Below are 12,641 nucleotides of genomic sequence, written 5' to 3'. Positions count from 1 at the left end.
GGCTGCCCCTTTGAGTCCCACCCAGCCCCGCACCTCACGCCTCCCCAGCCTCGGCGGGCGGACCGTCGCGGGCACGCCGCTCCGGTCCGCCGCCTCCACCGGAAATCAAAGATTTCCGAGCAGCCGGCGCTCCGCGCCGGCGACCTCGCGCGGTCCGCTCGCGCCCTTCGGGCACTCGCAGGCACGCGCCGACGCTCATAAACCGCGTCACCACCAATCGACGATATGGACGACGACGCACGTTCGACCGGATCGGGTCTCCTCGTGGCCGCGGCGCTGGGCGCGGCGGCGACCGTCGCCGGCGGGCGACTCCTGGGTCGGCTCACTCGCGGTCGGTTCGGAGACGCCGAGGAGTACAACGTCGCGAAGGTGTCGATTTCGGGGCCGATAAAGCGGGATAAGGGCCGTCCCTCGCCGATCTCCGGGGCGGGGGGGACGACCGCCGACGAGGTCGTCGAACAGGTCGAGGCGGCCGACGACGACGAGGACGTCGAGGCGCTCCTCGTCGAGCTCAACACGCCCGGCGGGGAGGTCGTCCCCAGCGACGACATCCGGCGGGCGGTCGCCGACTTCGACGGGCCGACGGTCGCGTACGCGACGGACCTGTGTGCCTCCGGCGGCTACTGGATCGCCAGCGGCTGTGACGAGTTGTGGGCCCGCGACGGGAGCCTCGTGGGCTCCATCGGCGTGATCGGCTCGCGGCCGAACGCGGCCGGGCTGGCCGACAAGCTCGGCATCTCCTACGAGCAGTTCACCGCCGGCGAGTACAAGGACGCCGGGGTCCCGCTGCGGGAGATCGAGGAGGACGAACGGGAGTACCTCCAGTCGCTCATCGACGGCTACTACGAGCAGTTCGTCGAGACCGTGAGCGAGGGACGGGGGATGGACGCCGAGGCGATCCGCGAGACGGAAGCGCGCGTCTATCTCGGCCCCGACGCCCTGGATCTCGGACTCGTCGACGAGCTCGGCGTCGAAGAGGACGTGGAGGCCCGGATCGCCGAGGAGATCGACGTCGACGTCGACGTCAAGGAGTTCACGCCCGAGCGCGGGCTTGCGGAGCGGCTCGGGATCGGCGCGGAACGCGTCGCGTTCGCCGCCGGCAACGGCGTCGCCAGCGTCTTCGCCGGCGACGGCCGCGACGTCGAGGTCGAACTTCGGTAGGATCGCCGGTCGTATCGCCGCCGGCTGCGACGGTGCCCGTGACGGCGACCACGGAGAGCCTTTTTACTCCGTCGGGGTATGGATCCATCCGTGACGACGCTGGTCATCTGCGTGGACCGCTCGGGGACGATCGGGCGGGCCACGAACGTCCCGATGCCTGTCGCCGGGTGGGAGGCGGTCCGTTCGCTCGTCACCGACGCGGGCCTCGCCGACCCCGAGGACGCCAGCGTCAACTGCCTGCTCGAGGCGCTTCGGGTGGCCCGTGACCTCCGCGACGAGCGCGAGGACGCGATCGTGGCCGTCGTCTCGGCGGAGAGCGAGAGCCCGGTCGGCGCGGACCGGTCCATCGCGGCACAGCTCGACGACCTCGTCGACCGCTACGACCCGAGCGCCGCCATCGTCGTCGTCGACTCCGCGGAGGACGAGCGCGTCCTCCCGATCGTCGAGTCGCGGATGCCCGTCGACGGCGTCGACCGCGTCGTGGTCCGACAGGCCCGCGACATCGAGTCGACGTACTACCTGTTGAAGCAGTTCCTCGCCGACGAGCAGCTCCGCTCGACCGTGCTCGTCCCGATCGGGATCGCGCTGTTGTTGCTTCCCGTCCTGTTCGTGCAGTTCTCCGCGGGGGCCGCGGTCGCCGGCGTCGCGGGCCTGCTCGGCGCGGCCCTGTTGTACAAGGGGCTCGGGATCGACCGGCTGGTCGCGGGGATGCCCGAGCGGGTCCGGGAGGCGCTGTACGCCGGACAGGTGTCCGTCGTGACGTACGTCGTCGCCGGGGGCCTCTCCCTGGTCGGCGGCTTCTTCGGCGTGCTGGCGGCCACGAACCTCGAGGACGCGCTCTTGACCGTGCAGGCGATGGAGTTCACCTACGCGGCCGTCCCGTGGCTCGCGGTCGCCGGGGTGACCGCGGCGGTCGGCCGCCTGCTCGACGAGCTGATCCGCGACGAGGGGATCCGGACGCCGTACCTCAATCTCCCGTTCGTCATCGTCGCGGTCGCGCTCGTCGTGCGCGGGTTCGCCGGCTACTTCCTCGAACAGGAGGCGCTCCTCGCTCCGACGGTCGTCGCCGGCTACGTCGTCGCGCCCGCCCAGCGGCTGGCGGGGTTCATCGTCGCCGGCGTCGTCGTCTCGCTCGTCGGCGTCAAACTCGCGAGCGACGTGGGGACCGAGACGCTGGAGGAGGTCATCGAGGCCGACGCGGACGCCGAGGTGGAGGGAGCCGCGGGAGAGGGCGGGGCCGAAGGCGAGTGAGTCGGGTTTTTGTCCGTTCGGGTCGCCCGGACGCGTATGGACGTCTACGGACTGATCGGCAACCCGGTCGGCCACTCGCTGTCGCCGCCGATGCACGAGGCGGGTTACGACGCGCTCGGCATCGACGCGCGCTACGTGACCTTCGAACCGGCTCCGGACGACGCCGCGCGGGCGGTCGAGGGCGCGGCCGCCCTGGGCGTGGCGGGACTCAACGTCACCATTCCCTTCAAGCGGGACGTGCTCGCGGCCGTCGACGCCGACCCCCTCGCCGAACGGATCGGCGCGGTGAACACAGTCGCCTTTCCCGACGGCGGGAGCGGAACCCCACGCGGCTACAACACGGACGCCGCCGGCGTGACCCGGTCGTTCGCGCGCCACGACGTGCCCCTCGGCGGGCGTGACGCGGTCGTCGTCGGCGCGGGCGGCGCGGGGCGGGCCGCGGCGTTCGCGCTCGCGGACGCCGGCGCGGACGTCCACGTCGCCAACCGCACGACCGAGCGGGCGGTCGAACTCGCCGCCGACGTGCCGGACGCGACCGGCGGCGGGCTCGACGGCCTCGACGAGCGGGTGCCCGCGGCCGACGTGCTCGTGAACGCCACGAGCGTCGGGATGGAGGAGGACGCGACGCCGGTGCCGGCGGAGCTGCTCCACGGCGATCTGGCGGTCCTCGACGCGGTCTACGCGCCCATCGAGACGCGGCTGCTTCGGGACGCCGCGGCCGCCGGCGCGACGACGATCGGGGGCGCGTGGATGCTGCTCTACCAGGGCGTTGAGGCGTTCGAGCGCTGGACCGGGGAGGACGCGCCGGTCGAGGAGATGAACGCGGCGTTGCGTGCGGCGTTGGAGTAGGATCGGGAGTTCGATCGTACGGAGTCGTTGACACGGACCACCGCCAAAGCCCCAGTCGCGAGGACGACGCGTGACTGCCGCTTTGAGTCCCACCTCACACCGCCCAGTACCGCACCGCACCTCACGCCTCCCCAGCCTCGTCGCTGGCGCAGTTCCGCGCCAGCGACTCCCTCGCGATCGGTTCGCGCCCGTTCGGGCGCTCACCGGTCGCGCCACGGCGGGGCGTGGTGGACCGCCTTACAGTCCGGTCGGATTCGCCAGCAGTCCGGCGGTGAGGATCAGTCCGATCGAGAGCCCGGCCGCGCCGTAGAAGAACGGCTTCGCGTCGCGGGCTGGGGTGCGTGAGAGGGGATCGAGGCCGTCGAGGAGCTTCCCGCTGCCGGCCTCGACGAGCCCCGTGATCACGAACCAGAGCGCGAGCATCGTGAGCACGAGGTGTCCCCGGCCGGTCCCGGTGAGCGTCTCGGCGGTGTACAGCGTCGCGGCCATGTGCCCGCCGGATCCGAGGAACGCGAGCGCCGCGATCCGCGTGATCCACCGGAGCCGGCCGACCACCGCGGCGAGCGCGTCGCCGCCGATGTCGCCGCGGGTCGCCGGCGGGACCACGGCGAGCGCGACGAACAGCACGCTTCCCGTCCAGAGCACCGCGAACCCGACGTGGACGGACCACATGACTGCATCGAGGATCGACATGGCCGATCGTGTGCCCGCGACGACTTAACGGCGGCGAGAGCGTCGGTGAGAACGGTGACGGTGGAGGGATCGGGCCAGCCGGCGGGAGCCCGACCGAGTTCCACCGGTCGCAGGTTTTTAAATATCGGGCGCGTGTATCGGACGATAATGGCTCTGCTACGGAAGATCAAGGAGAAGCTCGGGTTCGGGAGCGATTCGTCCGACGGCGGGAGCGGGGAGACGACGGTGACCGTCGAACGGGACGCCGAGGAGGGCGGATCCGAACCGACGGACGACGAGGAATCCGGAGTCGAGACGACGGCGTCGACCGAGGCGGCCGTCGAACCTGATGAAAGCGATGAAGGTGACGAAGGCGACGACGCGGCCGCCGAAACCGATGCCGAACCGGCGGATGAGGACGAGCGGGCTGACGCGGATGATGACGGGGTGGAAGCCAACGGGACGGAAGCTGACGAGACGGAAGCCGAGGCGGTGGAAGCCGACGCGGCCGAGGACGCCGAGCCGGTCGAGGACGACGCCGCGGAGCCGGACGGCGAACCCGTGGACAGCCTTAAGGGTATCGGCCCGGCGTACGGCGAGCGGCTCGGAAAGATCGGGATCGAGACCGTCGAGGAGCTCGCGGCGGCCGACCCTGCCGAGGTGGCCGAGGGAGCGAGCATCGGCGAGAAGCGCGCAGTCAAGTGGATCGACCGCGCGAAGGAGTTCTGAGGTGGCTCCCGGCGACCGCCCGGTTCGGCAACGCCGATGAACGACGGTTCGGACGGTCCTGACGGTTCGGCCGGCTCGGACGACCCCGACGGCTCGGACGATCCGGACCGCCGATACCACGTCGACGGCGAGGTCGTGGCCGCGGATTCCGCGACGATACACGTCGAGGACCGCGGGTTTCGCTACGGCGACGCGGCTCGCGAGACGATGCGAGCCTACGGCGGCCGCGTGTTCCGCTGGGACCGACACGCCGACCGGCTGGCTCGAAGCTGCGAGGCGCTCTCGATCGACCACGCGATCCCGGTCGCGGAGCTGAGAGCCCGGATCGACGAGACGCTCGCGGCGAACGACCTGATGGACGCGGTCTGTACGGTCTCCATCACCCGTGGTCGCGGAGCGAGCACCGCCGATCGGTTCGATCCCCGGATCGAGAGCGATCCGACGGTCGTCGTGACGGCGCACCCGCTCCCGCGCGGCGGGCTCGGGTCGGAGCCGGTCTTCGATGCGCCGGCGACGCTCCAGACCGTCAAGACCCGGAAGACGCCGGACCGGTCGGTGCCGGCCGACGCGAGGACTCACGCCCGGGTGAACGAGACCCTCGCGCGATTCGAACTCCGCGTGACGGGCGCGGACGAGGCGCTGCTCATCGATGCGGACGGCCACGTCGCCGGCGGTGCGGACTCGACCCTCTTTTTCGCCGACGGGGAGGGGCTCAAGACGCCCTCGGTCGACGGTCCGGTCGTCCCCCGCGTCACTCGATCGGAGATCGTCGACGTCGCCGAGGAGGAGGGGATCCCGGTCGAGGAGGGGAGCTACACCCCCAGCGAGGTGCGCGAGGCCGACGAGGTCTTCCTCGCGAACGCGACGTGGGAGGTCCGTCCGGTTCGGACGGTCGACGGGATCGCCGTCGACGGCGACGGTGAGGGCGTCTCCGGGGCGCTCACGACCCTTCTCTCGCGGCTGTTCGACCGCCGGGTGGAGGGGGCGTGTTACGGCGGCGGCCGGGAGTCGTAGGAACCGCTCGGGATCCGACGGCGATGGCGAGAAGTGTTCGTTGAACCACAGGACTATCAGACTAGAGGACCTAGTCAGAGGATGGCAGACGACAAGAGCGGTCGCGACAAACAGGCTCACAACGAGGAGAGACGCCAGCGCGAGCGCGAGATCGCGGCGGAGTTGGAGCGCGGAGACGAGGCCGAACCGCCGGTCGACGCCTCCGAGCTCGCCTACTTCGAGCCGGAACTCGAACCGCTGGAGTTCCCGGCGACGGGGGCGGAGATCGTCTCGGCGGTCGGCGACCGCGAGATCGAGTCGACCGCGGGGACCTACGCGATCGCGGACCTCGTTCCGGACGCGGACGGGGAGACGTTCGACTCGCCCGACGAGATCGGAGTACGGATCCGACGACCAACCGTCGCCATGGCGATGAAACGGGTCGTTGAGGCGGGCGACGAGCTCCCGAACGCGGAGATGAGCCGATCACAGCGTGACGCCTACGAGCGGACGTTCCGGGAACTCGAGGCCGTCGACGCCGACGATGACGACGAGGGCATTCGGGTCATCGCCGACTGAATCGTCGAACGGATCCACGACAAGGAGGCGATCCCCGGCTCCCGGGACGTCCGACGGCGGGCGGCGAAGTTCTGCCGGGCGAACGGGTACGAGGTCCGCAACGACGAGTGGCTGGGGATCTGAACGGGACGCGTCGAGCGTGCGACGACGCAAACGGTCTCCGGGCGACGCGCAACGTTCAAACCCGACGCGGGCCACCGGTTCGTATGGACGCGGACCGGCGGATCGCCGCCCTCGACGAGGTGCCGGAGGACAGCACGCTTCTCGTGACGCTCCGCCCGGTCGACCCCGACTCGGTCGCGGACGGCGAGGGCGACGTGGGCGCGGACGACGACGGCACGGTCGAGGCCGAGGCGATCCTGATCCGGCTCGACGACGGCGTCTCGGCGTTCCGCAACTACTGCCAACACTGGACCGACGTGCGCCTCGACAAGGACGAGGGCGCGTTCGTCCGGAACGGCGAGGTGTTCTGTCAGAAACACGGCGCGACCTTCGAGGGTGAGGGCGGCTACTGTAACTTCGGACCCTGTGAGGGCGCGGTGCTCGAATCGGTCGGCGTCGCGGTCGCCGACGGTTCGGTGTACCTGGACGACGACGCCTACGAGTTCGTCCGGCGGGGCCCGAGCCGCCGTGACGACGCCGGTGGCGACTCGCGGATCGACTTCACCGGGAACTGAGTCGGAGACGCCCGGTCCTTGTCGACTCGGGCCCCGGAAACCACAACGGCTCTTTGCGTAACGGACACGCATTAGGAGGGCGACGGAGAATCACGGACGTGAACGATCCAACGCCCTCTCGGCGGCGAATGCTCTCCGCCGGACTCGCTGCGGTCGTCGGCGCGACGGCCGGCTGTCTCGGCGACCGACCGCTCGGCGGCTCCGACGACCGCGGAGGGAGCGGCGACGGCGATCGGCCCCTGACACTCGCGCTCTCGGACGAGGGAGAGACGCTTCGCGGGGGTCGCGTCACCGATCCGACGGAGGACGATCCCCGGTGGGACGAGCCGGCGTTCGCGGCCGTTCGAGCGGGGGAGTCGCATACGACCCAGTACCGGAAGCCGTTCCTCTCGAGGGCGGACGACCCGACGTACGCCGTCCACGAGGGGACCTACTACCGATTGGGGTCCGTCGTCGTCGACGAGGCCGAGACGACGCGAGCCGTCCTTCGACTGTTCGACGACGGCGAGTCGGACGGGTCGAGCGGGACGAACGGATCGGCTGACGAACCGGCGAGCGACGCCTCCGGCGTCGTCGACGCGGACGCGCTCCCGGAGGGGGACCGACCGGCGGTCGAGATCGCACACCTCGCCGCACGGGCCCGCGGCAACGAGGGAGGTGTCCCGAACGGGCTGGTCCAGCGCGGCGGCTACGTCTACCGTGACGAGGCCGCGGCCTCGTCGAGCACGCTCCTGGAGGCCGACGGACCGACACACGTCCGATACCGAGACACGGTCTACCGGATCGAGACCGCCCGGGAGCGGTTCTACGAGCCGGTGTACCGTGCGACCGGCGAGCCGGTCGCCGAGTCGTCGGCGCGGATGGAGGCGATCCTCCGCGTGGCGCTCGTCGGCGCGCGGCTCTCCCCGGACGATCTCTCGAGTGATGCCCGGGAGGTCCTCGAGGAGGCTCGATACGGCGGGTACAGCGAGTCACACCCGTTCTCGGCCGCGTACGAGGAGGTGCTCCGCGCACTCCACGAGCGTCCGTTCATCGACGGAAACGTCAGGAAGGACGCGTTCTCGGGCGCTCGGGAGCGGGAACTGGTCGAATACGAGGATCGGTACTACGACTATCGACTCCGCTTCGGGTCGGGCGACGACCGATGAGGACTCAAAAGCGCGTGCGGCCGCCGCCGGCGTCCTCCCGCCCGAGCGCCTTCTTCAGGAAGTTCATCCAGCGCTTCCGGTCCGCGGCCTCCTGTCGCTTCGCCTCCGTCTCCGGATCCGGCGCGTTCAGCCCCTCCAACGCCTCGAGCGCACGGTCGATCCCGATGATCGACGCCGCGAGCTCCTCGCCACGCTCGTAGCTCACCTCGTTCTCCTCGATTCGCTCGAGACGTTCGAGTCGCTCGCGGCGGAGGTTCCGTTTCGCACGCTCGACGCGGTCGCGCTCCCCTGGCGGGACCGTCTCCCGGCGCTTGATCTCGAAGACGAACGACCGGAGGTCGATCGGCTCGTCCTGAACCTCGATCTCCTCGGGGATCGCCGCGCCGACCGTGGCCGCCTCGCGCTCGACGCGCTCGAGGAGTCCCTTCCGTTCGTACTCTCTCACGCTCCGCCGATAGGGACCGATCACACTTGCCTGCTTCGCTCGGCCTGATGGTGACGAGATCGAGGGACTGCGGACGGATTGAGGGACATCGTTATCTCGTCCGGCCGCCTCCAGGAGGTAGAATGCGTCTTCGAGGGATACTCACATGGCAGGTGGTCGCGGTTCTGTTACTGATCGCGGTCGCCGTCCTCGGACTTGCGTTGTTGCTTCCGCCGGAGCTTCTCGTCCTCGTCGTCGCGGTCGGTGCGATGGCACTCGTGTACTTCAGCGGGGCGGTGTACCTGCTCGGTCGTCCGGAGTGGCTCCCGAAACGGTTCGATCGGGTCCCGCTCGTCCTCGGTATCGGCTTCCCGCTCGTCGTGGTCGGCGTCGTGGGATACCACTACCGGGCGCTGTTGACTTCCGTCGCGGTGGTGTTCGGGCTGGGGCTGCTCTTCGTCTTCCTCTACTACTGGCTCGTGGTTCCGCTCGCGCTGTTTCAGAAGATCCGTCACCAGAGCGTTGCTCCAGAACCCGCCGTGTGGCCGGCGGTGACGGTGTTAGTCCCCGCCTACAACGAGGAACGCTACGTCGGGAGGTGTCTCCGATCGATCCGAGATTCGACGTACCACGGGCCCCTCTCGATCGTCGTCGTCGACGACGGGAGCACGGACGGGACCTACGCGGAGGCCCTCTCGGAGGCCGGAGCGGCGACCCGCGTGATACGAACGGCGAACGGCGGAAAACACGCGGCGTTGAACGCCGCGCTCGAGCACACCGAAACGGACCTCGTCGTCGCCGTCGACGCGGACTCGACGATCCATCCCGACGCGATCGCGGAGCTGGTTCGGGACTTCGAGCGTCACGACGACGTCGGTGCGATCGCCGGCAACGTCAAGGTGGACAACCGGGGATCGCTGGTGGCCGACCTCCAGGCACTTGAGTACGTCGTCGGGATCAACACGTTCCGGCGTGCGTTCGACCTCTTCGGGGCCGTCACCGTGGTCCCGGGCTCGCTCGGGGCGTTCCGTCGCGACGTCCTCGCCGAGGTCCGGGGATACAGCCCCGACACCGTGACCGAGGACTTCGATCTGACGATCGAGATACTCAAGCGGGGATACGCGATCCACGCCAGCGAGGCGGTCGTGTACACCGAGGCCCCCGACACCTGGCGGGACCTGTACGCCCAGCGTCGCCGCTGGTTCCAGGGGAACCTCCAGACGGTGATCAAACACCGGGAGGTGTTCTCCGACGCGCGGTTCGGGATCCTTCACCGGGTGGCGTTCCCGTACGTCTTCCTCTCGATGTCCGCGCTTCCGCTGCTCGGCGTCCTCGTGTTGGCGCTCATCGTCTCGTCGCTCTTCGTCGGGGGAAGCGGACTCCTGTTCCAGCTGGCGGGCTTTTTCGTCCTCCTTCAGGTACTCCTGTCCGCGCTCGCGATCCTGATCGAGGGCGAGGACCTCCGGCTCGCGGTGCTCGCCCCGTTCTCGCTTTTCGGCTACAAGCAGTTCCAGGACGTCGTGCTGCTCCGGAGCCTCTACGCGCTGCTGGCCGACCGCGGGGGTGCGACGGAGTGGCTGAAGCCGACGCGCGTCAGGCAGCGGTCGTCGGACGACGTTTCGGAGCGGAGTGACGGGGCTAGCTCGGTAAACGGCGGGACTGGCTCGGTAAACGGCGGGACCGATCCGGTGTCGGCCCGCGATCTCGGACCGACCTCCGAGACGAAACCCGATCCGCTCGGGATCTCCGAGAAGTGACGATAGCTCGGGATCGACACGCTCCGGAGGGACGCCGTTAAGCCGATCGCGGCCCGACCGACGGCATGGAACCGCTCGAAACCGAACTCGACCGCGCCCGCGACCTCGACGTCGACGACCTGGCCGGGGCGATCGAGTCGATCGGCTTCGAGTGTACGCGCTGTGGCGGCTGCTGTACGGGGTACGCGCCGGACGAGCCGGGCGGCGCGCCGGCCGGGGAAGGGACCGGTGAAGGGATCGGTGAGGAAGTCGGCGAGAGGAACGGGAACACGGACGGAGACGCCGACCGCGAACCGCACACGGCGACCGTCTTCCCCGACGAGGTCCGAGCGGTCGCCGACGCCGCCGAGGACGCCCTCGACGAGGAGTACGACTGGCGCGACGCGGCCCGGCCCATGCCGTACGGGCTCGTCGCGGACGAGGACGGCGAGCCCGCGGGCGAGACCTTCGAGTGGGCGCTCGCGACCGACGACTGCGACGACTGCACCTTCTACGAGGAGACGGACGGGATGGGGGCGTGTTCGGTCCACGACTCGCGGCCGCTGATCTGCCGGACCTATCCGTTCAGCGTCGCGCTCGGCGGGACGAGCCAGCCGATGGGCGAGGCGGTCGACGGCGAGGGGATGGTCCGGGCTCACGAGTGTGAAGGTCTCGGCCGCGAGATCTCCCGTGCGGACGCCGAGGAGCTGGCGGCCGCGCTCAAGGAGCGAGCGGTCCGTGAACTGGAGGAAGCGATCGCCGTGCGGGACGGCTACGACCCGAGCGCCGCCGAACGGGCCGACGGCGACGTCGTCGTCTTCGACTCCGAGGGGCCGAAGAACGCGGACGGGTCGCCGATCGATGTCGACTGATCGGAGAGCGTCACCTCACGACCCACGGGAAGGAGTCAGACGGCGTCGAGCGCCGCGTCGACGTCGGCCGCGATCGTCTCGCGTGCCGCCTCGTCGGGGAGCGTCAGCGGCGGACGGACGGCCGGGTCGGGGATGAACCCGCGATGCGCGGCAGCGACCTTGGTCGCGGGCGCGAAACCGTGGTCCGCACACCGGTCGAAGAGCGGGACGATCCCCCGGCGGTGTAGCGTCAGCGCGCGGTCGTCGTCGCCCTCGCGGATCGCCTCGCCGAGCGCGACGAACACCTCGGGGATCACCTGTGAGAGGGCGTGTATCCCGCCGTCGACGCCGAGCGACGTGCTCGGATACAGGTGAGAGTCGAACCCCTGGAGGACGGTGAACGAGTCCGGCGTCGCGCGGATCTTCGCGTCGAGCGACGAGAGGTCGCCGCTCGTGTCCTTCATGCCGACGACGGAGTCGTGCTCGGTCGCGAGCTCGCCGACCACGCCCGGATCGATCGACTCGCCGACCGTGGACGGGATGTCGTAGAGAAAGAGCGGGAGCGGCGACTCGTCCGCGACGGCCTCGAGAAACGCCAGCTGGCCCTCGGGAGCCGTGGACGTGTGGTAGTACGGGAGCGTGACGAGTCCAGCGTCGGCGCCGACCTCGCGGGCGACCGAGAGGCGTTCGCGCACGCCCGGAACGGTCGTGTCCGCCACGCCCGCGATCACGGGAACGCGGCCGTCAACGGCCTCGGTCGCAGTCTCGACGACGGTTCGGTACTCCGCGTCGGAGAGGCTGGCGAACTCGCCGGTCGTCCCGCAGGGGACCATCCCGTCGAGCCCGGCGTCGACGAGCGTCTCGGCGTGGTTCGCGAGCGCGTCGGCGTCGACGTCGCCGTCGGCGTCGAACGGCGTCACGATCGGGGGCGAGACGGCTCCGTGGCGGAACTCCGGTTCGGTCATGGGGGGCGGTTCGACGGGGCGTCACAAAGGCGTTCGTCCCCTGGCGGCGGTTGCCGGGAGCGGGGCGGGCGGAGGACCGACCGGAACGTATCGGACGGGTCGCGACACGGCTCGGCAGCGGTACAACTATGGTAACCGCTCTCGACGTACCGGTCGGAGTATATCATGGAAATCTCCGAGAAGCTCCTTTGTCTGTTCAGCGCCGAAGTCCGGGAGGAGGACGGCGAGTACGTCGTGGAAGTACCGCGCCGCGAGGTCGAGACCGGGTCCGTGGAGCCGGGAGAGACCTACCGCGTCGCGCTCATCGAGCGGGGCGAGACCGACGGCGGAGCCGCCGAACGCGACGACGCGGCCACGTCGACCGGCGACGGCCCGCAGCCGCCGGTCGAACCCGGCGAGATGCGGTACGTCGAGATCGAGGACCTCGGCAAGCAGGGTGACGGGATCGCCCGCGTCGAGCGGGGCTACGTGATCATCGTCCCCGACACGGAGGTCGGCGAGCGCGTGAAGATCGAGGTGACGGAAGTGAAATCGAACTTCGCGGTCGGCGAAGTGATAGACGAGGACGTCTAGGCGGGCCGACCGCGGTCCGAGGGATCCGCTCGT

The 12,641-nt window shown here is 70.1% G+C and carries 13 protein-coding genes and 1 pseudogene; 11 read left to right on the top strand and 3 right to left on the bottom strand.

What is annotated here, in order from left to right; all coding sequences use genetic code 11:
* Nucleotides 1-225: 225 nt before the first annotated feature.
* The 3 genes from sppA (at nucleotide 226) to OKW78_RS08895 (ending at nucleotide 3,261) form a co-directional block, all read left to right on the top strand.
* A complete protein-coding gene (gene sppA, locus OKW78_RS08905; RefSeq protein ID WP_281194832.1) occupies nucleotides 226-1,161 on the top strand; it encodes a signal peptide peptidase SppA in 936 nt (311 codons plus the stop codon).
* Nucleotides 1,162-1,251: 90 nt separating this feature from the next.
* The gene (locus OKW78_RS08900; RefSeq protein ID WP_281194831.1) at nucleotides 1,252-2,412 is read left to right on the top strand and encodes a DUF373 family protein; all 1,161 of its coding nucleotides are present in this window, start codon (nucleotides 1,252-1,254) and stop codon (nucleotides 2,410-2,412) included.
* 36 nt (nucleotides 2,413-2,448) lie between these two features.
* On the top strand, nucleotides 2,449-3,261 hold the full coding sequence (locus OKW78_RS08895) for a shikimate dehydrogenase (protein WP_281194830.1): 813 nt from the start codon (nucleotides 2,449-2,451) through the stop codon (nucleotides 3,259-3,261).
* Nucleotides 3,262-3,498: 237 nt separating this feature from the next.
* Here OKW78_RS08895 and OKW78_RS08890 read toward each other — a convergent pair whose 3' ends face one another.
* The gene (locus OKW78_RS08890) at nucleotides 3,499-3,954 is read right to left on the bottom strand and encodes a transporter (protein WP_281194829.1); all 456 of its coding nucleotides are present in this window, start codon (nucleotides 3,952-3,954) and stop codon (nucleotides 3,499-3,501) included.
* A gap of 147 nt (nucleotides 3,955-4,101) precedes the next feature.
* On the opposite strand from OKW78_RS08890, the gene OKW78_RS08885 reads away from it, so the two are divergent.
* The 5 genes and pseudogenes from OKW78_RS08885 to OKW78_RS08865 all read left to right on the top strand — a co-directional run bounded on the left by OKW78_RS08885 (nucleotide 4,102) and on the right by OKW78_RS08865 (nucleotide 8,059).
* The gene (locus tag OKW78_RS08885) at nucleotides 4,102-4,662 is read left to right on the top strand and encodes a helix-hairpin-helix domain-containing protein (RefSeq protein ID WP_281194828.1); all 561 of its coding nucleotides are present in this window, start codon (nucleotides 4,102-4,104) and stop codon (nucleotides 4,660-4,662) included.
* Between the two features lie 36 nt (nucleotides 4,663-4,698).
* Nucleotides 4,699-5,676: an aminotransferase class IV gene (locus OKW78_RS08880; protein ID WP_281194827.1), complete on the top strand. Its 978-nt coding sequence runs from the start codon at nucleotides 4,699-4,701 to the stop codon at nucleotides 5,674-5,676.
* An 81-nt stretch (nucleotides 5,677-5,757) separates the two neighbouring features.
* Nucleotides 5,758-6,357: pseudogene (locus tag OKW78_RS08875) on the top strand (hypothetical protein).
* 83 nt (nucleotides 6,358-6,440) lie between these two features.
* Nucleotides 6,441-6,911: a Rieske 2Fe-2S domain-containing protein gene (locus OKW78_RS08870; RefSeq protein ID WP_281194826.1), complete on the top strand. Its 471-nt coding sequence runs from the start codon at nucleotides 6,441-6,443 to the stop codon at nucleotides 6,909-6,911.
* A 98-nt stretch (nucleotides 6,912-7,009) separates the two neighbouring features.
* Nucleotides 7,010-8,059: a hypothetical protein gene (locus tag OKW78_RS08865; protein ID WP_281194825.1), complete on the top strand. Its 1,050-nt coding sequence runs from the start codon at nucleotides 7,010-7,012 to the stop codon at nucleotides 8,057-8,059.
* Nucleotides 8,060-8,063: 4 nt separating this feature from the next.
* On the opposite strand, the gene OKW78_RS08860 is transcribed toward OKW78_RS08865, so the two are convergent.
* Entirely contained in the window at nucleotides 8,064-8,504 is a 441-nt protein-coding gene (locus OKW78_RS08860; protein ID WP_281194824.1) for a DUF5788 family protein, read from the bottom strand.
* Nucleotides 8,505-8,626: 122 nt separating this feature from the next.
* Between OKW78_RS08860 and OKW78_RS08855 the strand changes: the two genes are divergently transcribed.
* Both OKW78_RS08855 and OKW78_RS08850 read left to right on the top strand, forming a co-directional pair.
* The gene (locus OKW78_RS08855; RefSeq protein WP_281194823.1) at nucleotides 8,627-10,240 is read left to right on the top strand and encodes a glycosyltransferase; all 1,614 of its coding nucleotides are present in this window, start codon (nucleotides 8,627-8,629) and stop codon (nucleotides 10,238-10,240) included.
* 65 nt (nucleotides 10,241-10,305) lie between these two features.
* Nucleotides 10,306-11,091 carry a YkgJ family cysteine cluster protein gene (locus tag OKW78_RS08850; RefSeq protein ID WP_281194822.1) on the top strand — a complete coding sequence of 262 codons (786 nt, stop codon included), beginning with the start codon at nucleotides 10,306-10,308 and terminating at the stop codon, nucleotides 11,089-11,091.
* A 35-nt stretch (nucleotides 11,092-11,126) separates the two neighbouring features.
* On the opposite strand, the gene OKW78_RS08845 is transcribed toward OKW78_RS08850, so the two are convergent.
* A complete protein-coding gene (locus OKW78_RS08845) occupies nucleotides 11,127-12,035 on the bottom strand; it encodes a dihydrodipicolinate synthase family protein (protein WP_281194821.1) in 909 nt (302 codons plus the stop codon).
* A 165-nt stretch (nucleotides 12,036-12,200) separates the two neighbouring features.
* On the opposite strand from OKW78_RS08845, the gene OKW78_RS08840 reads away from it, so the two are divergent.
* Entirely contained in the window at nucleotides 12,201-12,608 is a 408-nt protein-coding gene (locus tag OKW78_RS08840) for a TRAM domain-containing protein (protein ID WP_122105301.1), read from the top strand.
* Nucleotides 12,609-12,641 lie beyond the last annotated feature (33 nt).

This window comes from Halorubrum sp. F4, from assembly GCF_027257195.1.
In the GTDB taxonomy this organism is placed as follows: Archaea; Halobacteriota; Halobacteria; order Halobacteriales; family Haloferacaceae; genus Halorubrum.
The sequence above is the reverse complement of the archived record's forward strand: the minus strand, read 5'-3'. Positions and strand labels throughout refer to the sequence as shown.

What these genes read in the sequence shown, in the direction of transcription:
- OKW78_RS08870 (WP_281194826.1), top strand. Translation starts at nt 6,441, where the DNA reads ATGGACGCGGACCGGCGGATCGCCGCCCTCGACGAGGTGCCGGAGGAC.
- OKW78_RS08885 (WP_281194828.1), top strand. Translation starts at nt 4,102, where the DNA reads ATGGCTCTGCTACGGAAGATCAAGGAGAAGCTCGGGTTCGGGAGCGAT.
- sppA (WP_281194832.1), top strand. Translation starts at nt 226, where the DNA reads ATGGACGACGACGCACGTTCGACCGGATCGGGTCTCCTCGTGGCCGCG.
- OKW78_RS08845 (WP_281194821.1), bottom strand. Translation starts at nt 12,035, where the DNA reads ATGACCGAACCGGAGTTCCGCCACGGAGCCGTCTCGCCCCCGATCGTG.
- OKW78_RS08840 (WP_122105301.1), top strand. Translation starts at nt 12,201, where the DNA reads ATGGAAATCTCCGAGAAGCTCCTTTGTCTGTTCAGCGCCGAAGTCCGG.
- OKW78_RS08895 (WP_281194830.1), top strand. Translation starts at nt 2,449, where the DNA reads ATGGACGTCTACGGACTGATCGGCAACCCGGTCGGCCACTCGCTGTCG.
- OKW78_RS08855 (WP_281194823.1), top strand. Translation starts at nt 8,627, where the DNA reads ATGCGTCTTCGAGGGATACTCACATGGCAGGTGGTCGCGGTTCTGTTA.
- OKW78_RS08880 (WP_281194827.1), top strand. Translation starts at nt 4,699, where the DNA reads ATGAACGACGGTTCGGACGGTCCTGACGGTTCGGCCGGCTCGGACGAC.
- OKW78_RS08890 (WP_281194829.1), bottom strand. Translation starts at nt 3,954, where the DNA reads ATGTCGATCCTCGATGCAGTCATGTGGTCCGTCCACGTCGGGTTCGCG.
- OKW78_RS08850 (WP_281194822.1), top strand. Translation starts at nt 10,306, where the DNA reads ATGGAACCGCTCGAAACCGAACTCGACCGCGCCCGCGACCTCGACGTC.